At 39.9% G+C, this 16,579-nt stretch carries 18 protein-coding genes; 4 read left to right on the top strand and 14 right to left on the bottom strand.

Translation table 11 applies throughout. The annotated features are described in order from the left end of the window. Nucleotides 1-38: 38 nt before the first annotated feature. Nucleotides 39-818 carry an alpha/beta fold hydrolase gene (locus F3J02_RS03995; protein WP_167247804.1) on the bottom strand — a complete coding sequence of 260 codons (780 nt, stop codon included), beginning with the start codon at nucleotides 816-818 and terminating at the stop codon, nucleotides 39-41. A gap of 102 nt (nucleotides 819-920) precedes the next feature. Here F3J02_RS03995 and F3J02_RS03990 point away from each other — a divergent pair, with 102 nt between their 5' ends. Further along, the gene (locus tag F3J02_RS03990; protein WP_167247803.1) at nucleotides 921-1,868 is read left to right on the top strand and encodes a GlxA family transcriptional regulator; all 948 of its coding nucleotides are present in this window, start codon (nucleotides 921-923) and stop codon (nucleotides 1,866-1,868) included. Nucleotides 1,869-1,919: 51 nt separating this feature from the next. On the opposite strand, the gene ychF is transcribed toward F3J02_RS03990, so the two are convergent. From ychF to F3J02_RS03955, 7 genes are all read right to left on the bottom strand, one after another. After that, nucleotides 1,920-3,011, bottom strand: a complete 1,092-nt coding sequence (gene ychF / locus F3J02_RS03985; protein WP_167247802.1) for a redox-regulated ATPase YchF — start codon at nucleotides 3,009-3,011, stop codon at nucleotides 1,920-1,922. Between the two features lie 99 nt (nucleotides 3,012-3,110). Continuing rightward, the gene (locus F3J02_RS03980; RefSeq protein WP_008941282.1) at nucleotides 3,111-3,770 is read right to left on the bottom strand and encodes a methionine ABC transporter permease; all 660 of its coding nucleotides are present in this window, start codon (nucleotides 3,768-3,770) and stop codon (nucleotides 3,111-3,113) included. Next, nucleotides 3,751-4,821 (bottom strand): methionine ABC transporter ATP-binding protein, encoded by a 1,071-nt coding sequence (locus F3J02_RS03975; RefSeq protein WP_167247801.1) that lies wholly within the window; start codon nucleotides 4,819-4,821, stop codon nucleotides 3,751-3,753. Before F3J02_RS03975 ends, F3J02_RS03980 begins: the two co-directional genes overlap by 20 nt. A gap of 11 nt (nucleotides 4,822-4,832) precedes the next feature. Further along, entirely contained in the window at nucleotides 4,833-5,663 is an 831-nt protein-coding gene (locus tag F3J02_RS03970; protein ID WP_167247800.1) for a MetQ/NlpA family ABC transporter substrate-binding protein, read from the bottom strand. Nucleotides 5,664-5,690: 27 nt separating this feature from the next. After that, entirely contained in the window at nucleotides 5,691-7,103 is a 1,413-nt protein-coding gene (locus F3J02_RS03965; protein ID WP_167247799.1) for an LLM class flavin-dependent oxidoreductase, read from the bottom strand. After that, on the bottom strand, nucleotides 7,103-8,326 hold the full coding sequence (locus F3J02_RS03960; RefSeq protein WP_167247869.1) for an SfnB family sulfur acquisition oxidoreductase: 1,224 nt from the start codon (nucleotides 8,324-8,326) through the stop codon (nucleotides 7,103-7,105). Before F3J02_RS03960 ends, F3J02_RS03965 begins: the two co-directional genes overlap by 1 nt. Before the next feature lie 13 nt (nucleotides 8,327-8,339). Continuing rightward, on the bottom strand, nucleotides 8,340-9,551 hold the full coding sequence (locus F3J02_RS03955; protein ID WP_167247798.1) for an SfnB family sulfur acquisition oxidoreductase: 1,212 nt from the start codon (nucleotides 9,549-9,551) through the stop codon (nucleotides 8,340-8,342). A gap of 359 nt (nucleotides 9,552-9,910) precedes the next feature. Between F3J02_RS03955 and F3J02_RS03950 the strand changes: the two genes are divergently transcribed. Then, nucleotides 9,911-10,681, top strand: coding sequence for a glutathione S-transferase family protein (locus F3J02_RS03950; protein ID WP_167247797.1), 771 nt, complete (start codon nucleotides 9,911-9,913; stop codon nucleotides 10,679-10,681). Nucleotides 10,682-11,140: 459 nt separating this feature from the next. After that, the gene (locus F3J02_RS03945) at nucleotides 11,141-11,611 is read left to right on the top strand and encodes an Lrp/AsnC family transcriptional regulator (protein WP_004661600.1); all 471 of its coding nucleotides are present in this window, start codon (nucleotides 11,141-11,143) and stop codon (nucleotides 11,609-11,611) included. Between the two features lie 44 nt (nucleotides 11,612-11,655). On the opposite strand, the gene F3J02_RS03940 is transcribed toward F3J02_RS03945, so the two are convergent. Both F3J02_RS03940 and F3J02_RS03935 read right to left on the bottom strand, forming a co-directional pair. After that, the gene (locus tag F3J02_RS03940) at nucleotides 11,656-12,405 is read right to left on the bottom strand and encodes a YebC/PmpR family DNA-binding transcriptional regulator (protein WP_167247796.1); all 750 of its coding nucleotides are present in this window, start codon (nucleotides 12,403-12,405) and stop codon (nucleotides 11,656-11,658) included. A 141-nt stretch (nucleotides 12,406-12,546) separates the two neighbouring features. Beyond that, nucleotides 12,547-13,092, bottom strand: coding sequence for a 1-acyl-sn-glycerol-3-phosphate acyltransferase (locus F3J02_RS03935; RefSeq protein WP_416224637.1), 546 nt, complete (start codon nucleotides 13,090-13,092; stop codon nucleotides 12,547-12,549). 636 nt (nucleotides 13,093-13,728) lie between these two features. Between F3J02_RS03935 and F3J02_RS03930 the strand changes: the two genes are divergently transcribed. Beyond that, entirely contained in the window at nucleotides 13,729-14,550 is an 822-nt protein-coding gene (locus tag F3J02_RS03930; protein ID WP_167247795.1) for a hypothetical protein, read from the top strand. A gap of 7 nt (nucleotides 14,551-14,557) precedes the next feature. On the opposite strand, the gene F3J02_RS03925 is transcribed toward F3J02_RS03930, so the two are convergent. The 4 genes from F3J02_RS03925 to F3J02_RS03910 all read right to left on the bottom strand — a co-directional run bounded on the left by F3J02_RS03925 (nucleotide 14,558) and on the right by F3J02_RS03910 (nucleotide 16,565). Further along, nucleotides 14,558-14,824: a DNA-binding protein gene (locus tag F3J02_RS03925; RefSeq protein ID WP_167247794.1), complete on the bottom strand. Its 267-nt coding sequence runs from the start codon at nucleotides 14,822-14,824 to the stop codon at nucleotides 14,558-14,560. 262 nt (nucleotides 14,825-15,086) lie between these two features. After that, on the bottom strand, nucleotides 15,087-15,806 hold the full coding sequence (locus F3J02_RS03920; RefSeq protein WP_167247867.1) for an ERF family protein: 720 nt from the start codon (nucleotides 15,804-15,806) through the stop codon (nucleotides 15,087-15,089). Nucleotides 15,807-15,817: 11 nt separating this feature from the next. Beyond that, nucleotides 15,818-16,363: a hypothetical protein gene (locus F3J02_RS03915; protein WP_167247793.1), complete on the bottom strand. Its 546-nt coding sequence runs from the start codon at nucleotides 16,361-16,363 to the stop codon at nucleotides 15,818-15,820. Between the two features lie 4 nt (nucleotides 16,364-16,367). Further along, nucleotides 16,368-16,565, bottom strand: a complete 198-nt coding sequence (locus tag F3J02_RS03910) for a hypothetical protein (RefSeq protein WP_167247792.1) — start codon at nucleotides 16,563-16,565, stop codon at nucleotides 16,368-16,370. Nucleotides 16,566-16,579: the final 14 nt, after the last annotated feature.

Genomic DNA, 16,579 nt, shown 5'->3' with positions numbered 1-16,579 from the left:
ACTTATAGCGAGTGATATAAGTACGCTTTTGAAAACGATTAAAGTTGAGCAATAAATTTCTGAATCGTTTCGATGACTAATTCGGGATGTTCTCGGTGAGGGAAGTGTCCACACTGGGGGATAATATACGTTTCAGCGTGGGCATATTCAGCCAATCGTTTGGGTTGTTCTACGCTGCCATATTCATCATGCTCGCCATGTATGATCAGCATTTTAGCGGAGACTGCCTGCAAATCTGATTGTAACGACCAATCTCGAAACTCAGCTGAAAGCCATGTCTCTGTCCAAGCATCTAAAACCCATTGCGCTTTTTCAGCATGATATTTTTCTAGGCGGTGCATCTGTTCAGGTTGTTGAAACATTTGTTTGACTGAAGCAATACCATCCAATGTTTCCTGTTCAACATAGGCTTGTGCTGCAAGTGTGATGACTGCTGTACATCGTGAAGGTTTTTGTGCTGCAAAACTGACCGCCATACCACCACCGACGCTATGACCAAGCGCAATCACTTGTGGTATTTCAAGTTGATTTAAAAGTTCAGTAACCACATGGGCTTCTTGTTGAATAAAATGATGAGATAGCTTAGAGGGAATTGGATCAGATTTGCCAAAGCCCAAACGATCATAGGCAATCACGGTTCGATGGGTTGCGACCGCGAGTCGTTCTGGGAAATCCCGCCAGAGTTGCACACTGCCAAGCGAATCATGCAGTAACAGGATTGGAATTTTATTATCTGTGTATTGTGGCTGCCATATTTTTAGAAAGACATGTGCATGCTTTATCGCAAGTATTTGTTCTGTGATATGTAAAAGTGACATTGAAGCGAGGCCAAGTGTCTGAATTGATCAAAGAATAATAAAAAACTAACGATCTGATATAGCTATAATCGTGAACAAGGATAGTCTGATCGTGCCATTAAAATGAAAAAAATCGCCATTATTGTCTATGATGGGTGTTGGGCCATGAGTGTGATGATGTTGAAAGATTTCTTTCATGTCATTAATTTACTATCAATTCGGCAAGGTCAAGCCGAAAGCTATCAAGTTGAGATATTTAGTTTAGATGGTTTAGCCAAACTAAGTGCCAGTGGTCCAAGCATCGAAGTCGATAACAAAGTTAGAAGGGAGACAACTTATGATTTAGTCATTCTTCCCAGTTTTGAAGGGAATCTGCTTATTCAGATCCAAGAAGAAAATGATGACCTGGTCGATTGGCTTAAAAGTCAAATACAGCAACAAACACCAATTCTCGCGCTCACAACAGCTGCTTACTTTTTGGCGGCCACTCAACAATTACAGCATGTCCTGCTTGCGACCCATTGGGCATTTCTGCGAGAACTAAAACGATTGTTTCCTCTAAGCTCTTTTACTGCCAATCGAAATTATTTGCAAAGTGAGCAGATTTATACGACAGGTACATTGCTTGGAACGTTTGATGCTTTGCTTGGCATTGTGGCGCAACAGAAAGGGGATTATTTTGCACAACTCTGTGCCAGTCATTTATTAATGCACGCTCCACAAGAACTGAATCCTGTACTGCCAGATTTTCGAAATCATTGTGATGAAGCCGTGTTGCAGGTGCAAGATTGGCTTGATATCAACTTTCCTCAGGAAAATCGTATTGCTGATTTGGCTAAGCAATTTAATTTTAGTGAACGGAATTTAAAACGGCGTTTTCAATTAGCGACACAGATTTCACCTAATCAATATTTACAGCAGGTGAGAGTAGATAAGGCCAAGAAACTATTATTAACCACGGAGATGAATGTACAGCAGATCGCCTATGCGGTGGGCTATGAAAATGTCAGTTTCTTTATTCGTGTATTTAAGAAAATAACAGGTTGTACCCCAAGCCAATGGCTTAAATAAAAAAACCGCCAATAAGGTCATTACTGGCGGTTTGGAAATCAAAAAACTGATTTATACGTTAAAGCGGAAGTGTAATACATCACCGTCTTGAACAACATAGGTTTTACCTTCTAAACGCCATTTGCCGGCTTCTTTGGCGCCATTTTCACCGTTATATTGAATGAAATCATCATAAGCCACACATTCAGCACGGATAAAGCCTTTTTCAAAGTCAGTGTGAATCACACCAGCTGCTTGTGGCGCAGTCGCACCGACTTTAACTGTCCAAGCACGAACTTCTTGTACACCAGCAGTGAAGTAAGTTTGTAAGCCAAGTAAGCTATAACCTGCACGAATCACGACGTTTAAGCCAGGTTCTTCCATACCCATTGCTTCCAAGAATTCAGCGCGATCTTCATCTTCTAATAATGAAATCTCAGCTTCGATCTGGTTGCAAAGTGGGACAACAATCGCATTCTCTTCAGCAGCAAGTTTTTTTACTGCTTCAAGATGTGGGTTGTTTTCAAAACCGTCTTCTGCCACGTTGGCAATATACATCGTTGGTTTAAGTGTCATTAAACCAAAACCGCGAACGGCTTTACGTTCATCATCAGAAAGGTCAGCCGCACGTGCTGGTTTGCCTTCATCAAGTAAAGGCTGAATTTTTTCTAAAACTGCTTTAGTTGCAAGAGCTTCTTTATCGCCACCTTTTGCTGCTTTAGTTAAACGTAACAAAGCTTTTGCAACGGTATCAAGGTCAGCAAGTGCAAGTTCAGTATTGATGGTTGCGATGTCATCTAATGGGTCAATTCTACCATTTACATGAATCACGTTTTCATCTTCAAAGCAACGAACCACGTGGGCAATCGCATCTGTTTCACGGATATTGGCAAGGAATTGGTTACCCAAGCCTTCACCTTTTGATGCACCCGCAACTAAACCTGCGATATCAACAAATTCCATTGTGGTCGGAATAACACGTTGCGGTTTAACAATCGTTGTAAGTTTGTCTAGGCGTGGATCTGGAACAGGGACAATACCTGTATTCGGTTCAATGGTACAGAATGGAAAGTTTTCAGCTGCAATCGCTGCCTTTGTTAATGCATTGAACAATGTAGATTTACCTACGTTTGGCAGACCAACAATACCGCAATTAAAACCCATGAAACCACTCACAAATGTGTTATTTAAAAATTGCTGCTGATTTTACATGAAAGCCATGACAAAGTCAGGTCATGGCGAGTGCGGATTTTTATTTCAAGCTTAAACTTTGCGTTTATCGAGCTGTTTGGCAATATTATCGCCTGTCGTTTGTACCAGCATGACCAAAACAATCAGGACTAAAATCACCGCCAACATCACTTGCATATCAAAACGTTGATAGCCATAACGATAGGCAATATCGCCCAAACCACCTGCACCAATCGCACCTGCAATAGCAGAAGAACTGATCATGGTCACAATAGTCACAGTAAAACCTGCAACAATCCCTGGCAAAGCTTCAGGAAGCAATACATACCAAAGAATCTGCTTGCGGTTACAGCCCATTGCTTGTGCTGCTTCAATCAACCCTTGATCGACTTCACGTAGGCTCACCTCTGCGATACGAGCAAAGAAAGGAATAGCAGCAATGGTTAAGGGTACAATTGCGGCTAAAACACCGTAACTGGTCCCGACAATCCAACGGGTAAATGGAATCAAAGCCACCATTAAAATCAAGAAGGGTACAGATCGAGTAATGTTAATGATCCAACCTAATGATTGATTGATTTTCTTGGAGGGATAAATACCAAAATCAGCAGTACTCACTAAAATTAAAGCAATCGGCAGGCCAATCAGGAAGGCAAGAATTGCGGAAACACCGACCATAATTAAAGTATCGGTGGTTCCTGTTAGTAATAGGTCAATGAGTTGATTGTACATAACCGATCACCTCAAGTTGTGTTATTGCAGGATGTTTTTCAGATTGTGAGTGGTTTAGATCAAACTCGAGATTGCGAATCCCGATGATTAATGAGCCGATGGTACGCTGCTGAATGCTATCAATTTGACTGTAATACACCTGAACTGGACTATTAAAACCATCCAATAGTTCATATAAATCAGGTACCGATTTCGATTCACTGACATATTTCAATTTTAAAATCTGATGTGTACTTTGGGGCAGAATGGTTTGGCTCAACTCAAAGGGCAGATTCACCTGTTCAAAGTTGAGTAATTCCTGTGTGATCTGTTGTTGCGGATTGGAAAATACCGACCAGACTTGCCCAGCTTCAACAATTTCACCTTGATCAATTACAATCACCTGATCGCAAATCTCTTGTATGACCTGCATTTCATGGGTGATCAAAACAATGGTTAAACCGAGGTCCTGATTGATTTGTTTTAATAGCGACAGAATATTGGCTGTACTTTCAGGATCCAGTGCGGAAGTTGCTTCATCACAGAGCAGGATTTCAGGCTGAGAAACCAAGGCACGTGCGATTCCTACACGTTGTTTCTGCCCACCAGAAAGTTGAGCAGGGTAATCATTTCGCTTTGCCTCTAATCCCACCAGCGTCAGTACATCACTGACACGCTGCTCAATTTCAGCCTTGTCATAATCTGCGATACGTAGCGGTAAAGCCACGTTTTCCCACACCGTTTTCGCTGACATTAAATTAAAATGCTGAAAAATCATGCCGATTTTTTGCCGAGTTTTAATCAACTCGGCATGGCTCAATTCTGCGATATTTTGTTGATGAATCAGAATACTACCTGTATCAATCGACTCTAAGCCGTTTAAGGTACGGAGTAGGGATGATTTACCAGCGCCACTTTTCCCGATAATCCCAACAATCTGTGCTTTGGGAATATCAATATTAATGTCTTTTAAAGCATGTAAGCGTTGGCCCTGTACATCATAAAACTTATTTAAACCACGTATTTTTAGATATGGGACTGAAAAATCGACCTGTGAACCAAAACTCACCATGATTGTTCTCCTTATTTCCAACCTGGGAACCACAACGTTGGACCGAAATCGCTATCCAATGCAGCTTTGACTTTAGGTGAGTTTTGATAAATCTCGACAAATTTCTGCAGTTTATTGTCTTTGTCCTGATAATCATCACGCACTACAAATAAAATCGCATAACGTTTATTTGTGTTGTCATCAAACAATAAGGCACTTTCAGGATCAGCCGTCTTGGCTAAACGTAAGTAATGTGGATAACCAAAAGCGAGATCAACATCATCAATCGCACGTGCAGTTTGAGGGCCTTCAACTTCAGTAAATTTCAGATTCTTCGGATTCGCTGTAATGTCTTTCAATGCAGAAAGGTGATTGTTACTGTCTTTCAGCTCAATCAACTTGGCTTGTTGCAATAGCAATAAAGCACGCCCTTGATTGACAGGATCATTCGGAATCGCAACAGTTGCACCATTTGGTAGTGCATCAAAACTTTGATATTTTTTTGAATACAGTCCAACATGCGAAGCCGCACCCGCAGCAAAGGACTTTAATTTAAAGCCAGTTTCTTTAATGGCATTATCCAAAAAAGGTTGATGCTGGAAAAAGTTCGCATCAATGTCCCCATGATTTAAGGTAATGTTAGGCGTATTCCAGTCAGAAAACTCGACCAATTTGACATTTAAACCTTGCTGTTTGGCTTCATCGGCTGCGACTTGCAGTGGATGGGCAAAAGAGGGGCTAATTCCAATCACCAGTTCACTACTATGGTTCTGTCTTTGTTTATTCCAGATCAATAAGGCAATAATCGCAACGACGACGACAAGGCCAATACCGAGCCATTTTTTAGAGGCTGTTTGAGCCATATATTTCTCCAATTCTTTTCTTAAATGTTAAGCACTAATTTCTTCAATTATTTTTAGATCATCTGTGTTGTCATGTGTTCTACATCGGAACTGATTAGCAGGATGACTTGCGGCTAAATGATCGCCTTGGGCAAAAAGTTTGTTTCGCAGTGAACCCGTTGCATATTCAGTTTTATAACGTCCACGTTGCTGTAATTCAGGAATCACCAGTCGAATGAAATCATGGTGTGATTCAGGTGCAACCGTACGGGTCAGGTTAAAACCATCAATACCCGTTTGATCAAGTAGTTCAATGAGATATTCTGCAACTTCAATACCACTCCCTACAATCAGGGGATAACGTCCACCAAGCACATGTTGGGCTTTTAAGTCATTTTTGCTGATACGCTGTTCTTTAAACTTTTCATTGACGGAAGCGATGCTATTGCTCTTTTGATAAGGAATCGCTTCATCATCTGCAAACTTAGAAAGATCAATTCCGACTGAACTGGCATAATGCGCTAGACCTGCTTCAGGGCTGGCATATTGACGATATTCAGCCAGTTTTTGCTGGGCAAGTTCATGTGTTTCTGCGACTACAACGGTAATCCCGACAAAGATTTTAATCGCATCTTCATCACGACCTTGCTGTGTTGCTTGTAGTCGTATTTTATTAACTTGCTGACGAATCTTCTCAGGTTGATCACCACCGATAAAAATACATTCGGCATGACGCGTGGCAAACTGTAGTCCTTTCGGTGATGCACCTGCTTGGAAGAGTGTTGGCGTACGTTGAACCGAAGGCGCAACCTGAAATACCCCTTGGCTTTGGTAATATTGCCCTTGATGATTGATCGAGTGGACTTTATTTGGATCAGTAAAAACGCGCTGTTGTTTATCTTTCTTTAAGGCATCATTTTCCCAAGAGCCTTCCCAATATTTATAGCAAAGCTGTAGGAACTCCTCGGCCTGATCATAACGTGCATCATGATCTTTTAAGCCTTTTTGCCCAATTAGGCGTTCGGCACTATCCAGATAGCCTGTGACAATATTCCAGCCCAAACGACCTTGAGTTAAATGATCGAGACTGGCAAATCGCCGTGCAAATTGATAGGGCTGCTCATAGCTGAGATTGACCGTGACGCCAAAGCTTAAATTCTGTGTCACCAAAGCCATTGCCGAAATCAGGGTAGAAGGGTCATGGCTCGGCAGTTGAATTGATTCTTTTAAAGTCAGCTCTATTCCATTTTGATAGACATCGTAAACACCTGTAATATCAGCTAAAAATAAACCATCAAACAAACCTTGTTCTAACGTTTGTGCCAGTTCAGTCCAATAGCTCAATTCATTAAAGCGATGTGATTGATCCCGCGGATGCGTCCATAAACCATGATTGATATGACCGACACAATTCATATCAAAGGCATTTAACAAGATTTTTTTAGCAAACGTTTGACTCATTACAAAGTCCCCCGTCGTGGAGGCAGAATGCCATTCAACACATAATTACCGATGAAGTAATATTTCCAGCGTGCAGCATCATGTAAGGTATGTACACGTGCATTACGCCAATGACGATCAAGGCCATCAGCACGTTGACTGCCACGGCTACCTGCTAATTCAATCAGTTTCGATGATGCCTTTAATGCAGTTACCGTACTATGTGCACGAACTTTGGCCACATCAATTGAGGCTTTGGCTAAGGTGTCAGCATTGAGATCCTGTTTGGCGATATCTACAGATCGAGCTGCTTGTTTAAGGAGTAATTCGCTAGCTTTGACATCGGTTGCCACACGACCCAGCTCAGATAGAGTTAAAGGGTCCTGTGTTGCGGACTCAATTTTGGCATCAATCCAAGGGCGGGCAACACGCACACGCTCTAGGGTTTCTTCAAAGGCTGCACGGGCAATGCCGACTTCAATCGCTGCATGCATAATTTGCGCAAATGGCCCCACCAAAGATAGCTGCTTGAAGGCAGTATCAAAAGGAATCACATCATCCTTGGCAACAAAGACCTGATTAAATTTGACTGTACCGCTACCCGTAGTCCGTTGCCCAAACCCAGACCAGTCATCAATCAGTTCTAAACCTTGACTGTCTCTTTGTACAAAAGCCAAAAATTCGTTACCTGTTTCATCAACCACTAGGGTTGGAATACGATGTGCAAATAGGCTACCTGTGCAATAAAATTTTTCTCCTTGAATCAGATAACCGTTTTCACTTGGGATTAAGGTAGTTTGTTTATGTGCAGAAGTGCGGGTTTTAAATTCCGCCAGCGCATTACCAAAACGCGCACCTTGTAACACTTCTTGATAGAGGCGTTTCTTTTGCGCTTCCGTGCCTGTATTGCGTAATACCTCCAATGCATAAAAATGGTTTTGTGGAATCTGACCGATTGAACCATCTGCACCACTAAACAGCGCAATCACTTTGGCAACAGTTAAGCTGGAAACTTCTGCGCCACCATATTGCCTAGGTACAGTAATCGCCCATAAACCTGACTGACTGTAGGTTTCTATTTCAGTAAACGGCAAGTTTCGATTGGCATCGCGTTCAACCGCCGCTTGTTTAAACTGTTGACTGAGCTGGGTCGCAATTTCTAGGGCTTCGGCATCGCTTTGGATAATATGGGCTGCTTTAAAATTGGTTTTGGCAAAACCTTGTAATTCTTGATAAGAGGTCATAATGATTTGCTCCTTAAATCCAAGCATGGCGGGCAGGGTGCGTACCATTGAGGTAATAGTCACCAATAGCATGGAATTTCCAACGCACAGGATCGTGTAGGGTATGCACACGGGCATTACGCCAATGCTGATCAAGATTATGCTGGCTCAGGCTGGCACGGCTGCCACCAAGTTCGAGCAGTTTTTCTGAGATATGCAGGGCAGCATCGTTGGCATAGATCTTTGCTTCCGCCACTAAAATAGAAGCACGAGCAGCTTGCTCGGCAGAAATCTCAGCGATTTGATCCAGTTCATCTAGATATTCGGCAGCATCATCCAGCAATAAAATGGCTGCATCCAGCAGGATATTGAGCTTGCCAACTTCTTGTAAGGTGTAATGTTCTTCACTGGCTTTTTCTACGCCTGAATCAACAATTGGACGTGCTTTACGAATACTGGATAAGGTGTCATCAAAAGCAGCTTCGGCAATGCCAACATCAATCGCAACTTGTAAAAGTTGAGAATAAGCACCGCGAACATTTGGGATGTCAGCAATAATGCGCTCATCAAAAAAAAGTGCAGGATCAACGACAACGTTGTGTAGTTTTACCGTTCCACTTGCTGTAGTACGTTGCCCAAACCCATTCCAGTCATTAATCACTTCAACACCAACCGCATGTCGATCAACGATCGCCAATACGGTATAGCCATCTGGGTGTAAGGCACGAATCGCTAACCAATCTGTAAAGCTAGTTCCAGTCGAGTAAAACTTTTCCCCATTTAAAAAGTATTGCCCATTTTCCAATCTTAAAGCAGTTAGAATGGCTTTGGTGTCTTTAGAATTTTTTTCAGGCCCACCATTGGCAATGCGTTTACCTGCAAGAATTTCAGTGTAGATAAACTGCTTTTGTGCATCTGAACCGGTGATATTAATAAAATTTAAAAGACCGAATTGGTTTTGTGGAATTTGTCCAACATTGGCATCGGCTTTACTTAGAATACGAAACACATGGGCCAAGGTTTTATTGGAGACAAAAGCACCACCATATTGTTGTGGTATACGGATTCCGCCCAGACCTTTTTGGCTAAACTGAATGATTTGTTCGGTGGGTAAAACACGGTTTTGATCTCGATTATTTCGATCTTCTAATGCAAAGTCAGCAACTTGATAGGCAGCATTGATGGCCTGCTGATCATTTGAAATCAGTTGTGTTTGAACTTGAATCACTGATTGATTACTGGACATGTGAGCACCTCTAATAGATAAGAGACACTTTACAAAAGTTTTACTTTTCAACTAAACCATCAGTTATGGCTTATATATCACAATAATTTCTAAGCATTTTTTATGAGAAAAATAACAGAAAAATTAATATTAAATATTTAGATAAAACAGTGGTTTGTGCTTATTGGTAATTTATTAAACAGTCTAAAAACTCATTTTCTATGAATGAAAGGAATATTCTCACCACGAAAATTTATAAAGCGACTTCGCCAAAATTAAAAAAAGATCGAACGAAAAGGACATTGTATTCATTAGCTTTTACTTCTAAAGTAGGGAAAACCTTATGTTTGATCGAATAGAAAAATAAATTTGGAGAGTTTATGCGGGTTTTATACCAATTTCCTTTGTCTCACTATTGTGAAAAAGCTCGCTGGTTGTTAGATCATAAGGAATTGGACTATGTGGCACATAATTTAATTCCAGGTTTCCATCGTGCGTTTACTTATCTAAAGTCTGGGCAATATTTATTGCCAATGTTGAAAGATGATAAGCGGTGGGTTGCTGATTCAACACAAATCGCTTTATATCTTGATACGACATATCCTGAACATGCGTTATTGAGACGTGATGAGCAGTTACGTGAGCAAGCTTTAGAAATCGACAAATTGACTGATGAACTTGGTGTACATGTTCGTCGCTGGTCATTGGCACATGCACTGTCAGTGGGTGATCATCCGCTTGAAATCATGATGGGTGAACAAGGCTATTTACGTCAGTTTGAGAAGATTTCTAAACCAATACTAAAAAGTCTGGTTTCGACGAACTATAAATTGAGCCCAGAAAAAGTTGCTCAATCTAAGTTGCGTATGACCGAGTTGATTAGCGATCTCAACCAGCGTTTGGTTGATAATCAAGGACGTTATATGGTTGGCGATCGTCTTGGTTTAGCGGATATTTCAGTCTGTTCTATTCTTGCACCATTATTGGTGATCAAAGGCACGCCTTGGGAACTCGAGAATGATGATATTGAACAGTTTGATGGTGAACTGAAGCAATATTATGACTATTTATCAGATCTGCCGATTGGGCAATACGTTCAGCGTATTTATGCCACTGAGCGTAATGCTCGTGTCGATTGGCGTGGTTTATAAATCAGTTTTTTTGTGGAAAAGCCCTGATTGATTATAATCGGGGCTTTTTTATGGGAAAGAAAAGAGAAAAATAGCCAAGAAAGTAAAAAATTATCGGTAAATAAAATTAATTTTTAAAAGAAAATTCGTTTTAAGCAGAAAATATTAGAAATTATTGCCAAATTTACTTTAAAAAAACTGAAAAGAGGGAAATAATTATAAAAAGGCTTTGTTATCTTATGTTTCAGGGTGTGATGGGGATCGAAACGAGTTGTTCAACTATTGGGAGATCAGTTGAACAGTTGCTCAAAAGGTCTTGTTTCGGCTTTGAGACAGAGATAAATCAAAAGTTTATCGGAATTATGTTTGCGTTATCCATGCAGCATTGTCAAAAGTTAAACGAATGTTTTCCCTTGACCCTTAAAAATTACTGAGTGAGCAGTTCCGATAACAACGTAGACGAAGAGTGAGAACTGTAGAATGGAATTGGATCGTTTTGATAAGCAAATACTTGAGATTCTGACCCATGAAGATGTCAATCTGAATGAATTATCTGAGCGCATAAACCTTTCGGTCAGTTCAGTGCATCGTAGGATAAAAAACTTAATCGAATCCCAAGTGATGGGACAGCTCAAACGAGAAATTAATTTTAATAAACTCGGTTTTAGCTTACATATTCTTTTGCAGGTTTCCTTGAGCAAACACGACAGTGAAACTTTTGATAAATTCCTACAAGAAATTGAAGATATTCCAGAAGTGACCAATGCCTTTTTAGTGACGGGGCAGAGTGCAGATTTTATTTTGGAATTGGTGGCACGTAATATGGATGACTATAGTGAAATTCTATTACGCCGTATTGGTAAGATTGATAGCGTGGTTGCGCTTCATTCCAGCTTCGTGATCAAAGAATATAACGTATTTAACTGCTATAAACTTTTGAATAAGTTATAAAAAAATGCATCTAAAAAGATGCATTTTTTTATTATCTTAAAGAATTAAGCATCAAGCTGAGCTAAAACTTCTTCAGAGAATTCAACGTTGGTATAAACGTTTTGAACATCGTCAAGATCTTCAAGCATATCAATCATTTTCATGATTTGTTTGGCCTGATCGATATCAGTGATTTCAGCTTTAGTTGATGGACTCATTACAACTTCAGCATTGTCAGATTTTAAACCTGCTGCTGTAAGTGCATCTTGAACATCACCAAAGCTTTCAGGGCTGGTAATGACTAAGATACTATCTTCATCAATCTCGATGTCGTCAGCACCTGCTTCCAAAGCAACATCCATCACTTTGTCTTCTAAAGAAACATCTTCAAAAGAAATTTCGCCACGCTTGGTAAACAAGTATGCAACTGAACCATTGGTCCCCAAGTTACCATTGGTTTTAGAGAAGCAATGACGAACATCTGGAACAGTACGGTTTAAGTTGTCAGTCATAGTTTCAACGATAACTGCAACACCACCAACACCGTAACCTTCGTAGGTTACTTCTTTTAAATCATCATTGTCTTCGCCACCAGCACCACGTTGGATTGCACGGTTGATGGTATCACGCGTCATATTCACTGAAAGTGCTTTTTCAACAACAGCACGTAAGCGAGGGTTACTTGCTGCGTCTGGACCGCCTAATCTTGCTGCGGTTACGATCTCACGGATGTATTTAGTAAAAACTTTACCGCGACTTGCATCTTGTTTAGCTTTACGATGCTTAATATTGGCCCATTTAGAATGACCCGCCATGGAAGTAACTCCAAAAATAAAACTTAAAAAAAGTGCTGGAATATTAGCATAGCGATGGTTTTGTTGAAAACTAGCATCGCTCATATTCAAACTTTAAAATCTTGATCAAGCGTCAAAGATTGACCAAATAGGTGGGATCAATTAGCTAATTTTTACGTCTATGTCGTATTCCGCATAAAGTGCTTTGATCTTTTCCAGATCTGATTGTAAATCGCTTGGATAAATTTTCCCTAGAATGCCGCCTTGCTTGGTACGTGCATTGGCATACATCAAAATGATTGGTACATCGGCTGCTTTGGCGATATGCCAAAAACCAGTGCGAATAGGTTTGCGTTCTTCACCATCCTTGGCACGTGTTGCTTCAGGCGCAATCACGAGATTAAAGCTGTCATTCTGATTAAACAGCTCAACCATTTGCGTCACGATATCTTTGTTGGCTTTACGGTCGACAGGGATGCCGCCTAAATGTTCTAATATTGGCTTTAAGGGACCTTTGAATAATTCTTTCTTGATCAAGGTATGAATCTTTAACTCTAAAATTTCAAATAAAGCGAGTGAAAGGATGGTATCTAAGTTAGAGGTATGCTCGAAGCCAATAATGACTTGTTTTTTTTCTAAAATGCTTGGGTCAACGTTATATTCCCAACCCGTTGCTTTAAAAATAGATTTTCCTAAAAATTTTTTCATGTTTATCATCATAGGCATTGAGTGGCAGAAGTGTAATACGAGTTTTTAGGAAAATACATATCCTAAAACACCAGATGAAAAAAAATGGATGTCTTATTAATGATCAAAATAGTGCAATATGATCTTTACTCAAGCTGGGAAGATCAGATAGAATCAGCGCAGTTTATGATTTTTAACATTATTTTGGTAGTTTGATAAAATCATCTGCTTGTAATTTAAGTTAAATTTGACTAAGATCAGGCAGCATTAATCATACATAAAATATGATTTAAGTTTAGGGCCTATAGCTCAGTTGGTTAGAGCAGCGGACTCATAATTAAAAAATCTAATAAAATTTATAGCAACACCTCACCACTTTTTGCAACAAAACCCACTCTTAAATATCTGTTTTAATTGTACTATTATCCTTATTTCCTACTTTTCGCAACATTTAACAATCTATCGCAATCTTTCTAAAGTCTACTCAGAGTCTACTTTTCTGGTCTACTCACGGTCTACTCGAGATAGTCTTTTTGATAGTTTAATCTCGTTATATTAATAAAAACTTCTCATTCGAATAGCTAAGTGAAAGATACCTATTAATATGATATAAAGCAGTCACTTAAATATCATATAAAAAATTTCTAAAGGTTGATCATGCCAAACAATGTCATTGTTCCTGAAATTGGTATCAAATGTATTTATCCAGTATTAGATGCAGAAAAAATAAAGAATTATTGTATCCAAAAAGATGGAACAATTATTGAAATAGTTAATCAGAAGGTAGTGCAAACTGAAGAAAATACGCATTTTCTCGAGCATTCAACCGATACAACGGCAATGAAGTCTTTTGACAATGCCGCGATTATAGGAATAGGTATAGCATTATTTGCAACATGGTTTGCATGGTGGTGCGCTAAAAAAAGTTTCGATCTCACTAAACTTTCATTTGACTCACTAATTCAACAAATTAAAGATTCTACGCAAAGCACTATTGATACGAATATTGCTTTAATACAAAGCCAAGAGATATTAAAAGATAAGGAAATTTCAGCCGAAAGAGTATTGTACCTTATTACAAATATACGTGAGTATTTTGCAATTTTTATCGCGGATCTAGGTTATATCGCCAACGAAAGCCAGTCATTATTTCATCATATAAATCGTGAATATGTTGCAAATGTGAATTATGATCCAGAAGCTGATCCTTTAGCACAGGAAAAGATTAGAGAGTTAACTACAAAGAGGGTTGAATGTGAGTTAATTAAATCAAAAATTCTTCTATTATTAAATCATGAGAAAAGCTCTCATATTAAGCTTTTAGAAATAACAGAAAGTTGCTATCAGGAAATGCTTGGATGCTTCATTGGAGCTATTGATCAAACAAGTTCATCGTCTACTTACAATGATTTTAAAAAGAATATTCAGAATCTAATTAAAGAGACTAGCCTAGTTGTAAACAATGAAATAGGGGAGTAAATCCCCTTTACGCCGTATGTTTAAGCTTATTCTTATTAATGTAATTAATCACATCTGCTTTTAAATAATAGATGATCTTTCGGCCGTCAGGTTTGAAAAAGGGGATACCACCACCATTGGTTCTCTTGTTCTGCAACCAGGATAAAGAGAGGCCAAGTACAATTGCTACCGTTTCAGGCGGGAATTGAGCTGAATCATTGGCTGCCCAAAAGCGGTTTGATTCAGCGGTTTTTTCCTCTGGAGACATACGGTCTAATTTTGTTAAACGTGCCATTTAAATTTATTCTCCATAACGGAAATATTCAATGTTTATGGGATTGTCTAAATAATCGAATTTCATTTCTAATTATTAAGCTTTTCAAAAGACTGCGTGCGTGCAGCCTTTTGATTGGTTAATAGCGATACTGAGACATCCTTGATCAATTCATTGCCTTGCAATATCTGCTGTTTTGCTTGGAGAGCTGTCGTAGCCTCTACACGTCCTCGTAAGTTGCCTTTGCCGTGAAGCTTGGCCACATACTTAAAGATGTAGGTTTTTACGCACTCCAACCCTCCATGTCCTTTTTTGCTTTACAAGCCTGCACAATCTGATTTTCATAGCGTGTGCCTTTAAACTGTTTATAGATCGCACCTAGATCTGCTTCTTTGTCGGTGTGATGAATTGCATTTAGAGCCTGTTGAAAATCGTTAGTCAGTTGCTGAGCTGCATTTGGCTGAGCCGTTTGGTTTTGCTGCTGGCGTTGTTGCTGAGCCAGTTGTTGGTTCTGATTGCGTTGCTGATTTTGAGCAGGGGCATTCTGCTGATTGTTGCGAGTCTGCGAATTGGTCTGCTGATGGTAAGCATCAGTATCGGCATCTTGAGTATCATCAATCAGGAATAGACCATTCAATGCATATTTACGGGCATAGGAACTGGATGATCCAAAAGTCTGGGCAACATCCATCCCTTTTTTATTGATCTCCACGCCAGCATGTGCGGTAGTCATCGTTTGTTTGCCTTGGGCATCGGTAAAGACTGCTTTGGCTGTAATCACCACGACAGGGCCTATCTCTTGCACTTCATCGCTAACAACAAGTGTTGCGCCGTACTTTTGCAATAGTGGTTTAACACCTTCAAGGATGTCTTCAAGGCTACGGTAATGGAATTTACCAAAGTTATTGTATTTGCTCTTTGGTGCTTTTAACTCAAGCTGAATAAGTTGTAAGGCATCTTGTGTATTGGTTGATGCCATTTGTTGATTCACGGCTGCATTCATCATAAATCTCCTTAGGCACCGTTATATTGCGCGTTGCGGTAATCGATACGCTGTTCTGTGCTATAGCGTGGTGTTTGGCTTTTTGCTCTGCGTTCTATGGCACGTTGGTAATTTACGATTTTCTTGATATTACCTTTTAGCCAATACACCGCTAACTCTTCATCTGAAATCGGACGAGCTTGGCTTTCTAGTGATTCTTTAACCAAAATTGAATGCCATTCAAAGCGTGGGGCTTGAGCACCACCAAAGAATTCACCATCAAAATCAGGGGTGTAATTTAACGATACTTTGACCAGATAAATTTTTGGGCCAAGGCGTACGTTGTAGTAGTCGTTCACGTCTTTACAGATGAATTGCGCGAAAGGTGTGGTATAGCGTTTCTTTTGCATGACAGGCTCCAAATTCTTGGTCTTACCCTGTGTATATGATGCTGAAACCCCAGTATTTACAGGGCCTTCAAGTCGCTGTGCGTCATAGCTTGTCGGTTGTATTTTGTTCGATAATGACGAGTTGAATAGCTTAGTTTTTGAGATAGAAGCTGTATGTAATTGTCCCATGTGCTTATCCTCCAAAGATGCCGTAAATGACAAAGGTAAGTACAAGCCAGAGCAGGAAAACGACTAAAATAATAGGGAATAACTTAAGCGCATCTTTTAGATTGGCTTTGATGAAATCAAGTGTACTGACCTGATAATCAGTAGCAGAAGGGTGTTGGTGTAAACGTTGGGACGTTTGACTCGCTATAGGCTTTTGTTTCATACTTATCTCGCTTA

The sequence above is a fragment of the Acinetobacter sp. Tr-809 genome (assembly GCF_011753255.1).
Lineage (GTDB): Bacteria > Pseudomonadota > Gammaproteobacteria > Pseudomonadales > Moraxellaceae > Acinetobacter.
The sequence above is the reverse complement of the archived record's forward strand: the minus strand, read 5'-3'. Positions and strand labels throughout refer to the sequence as shown.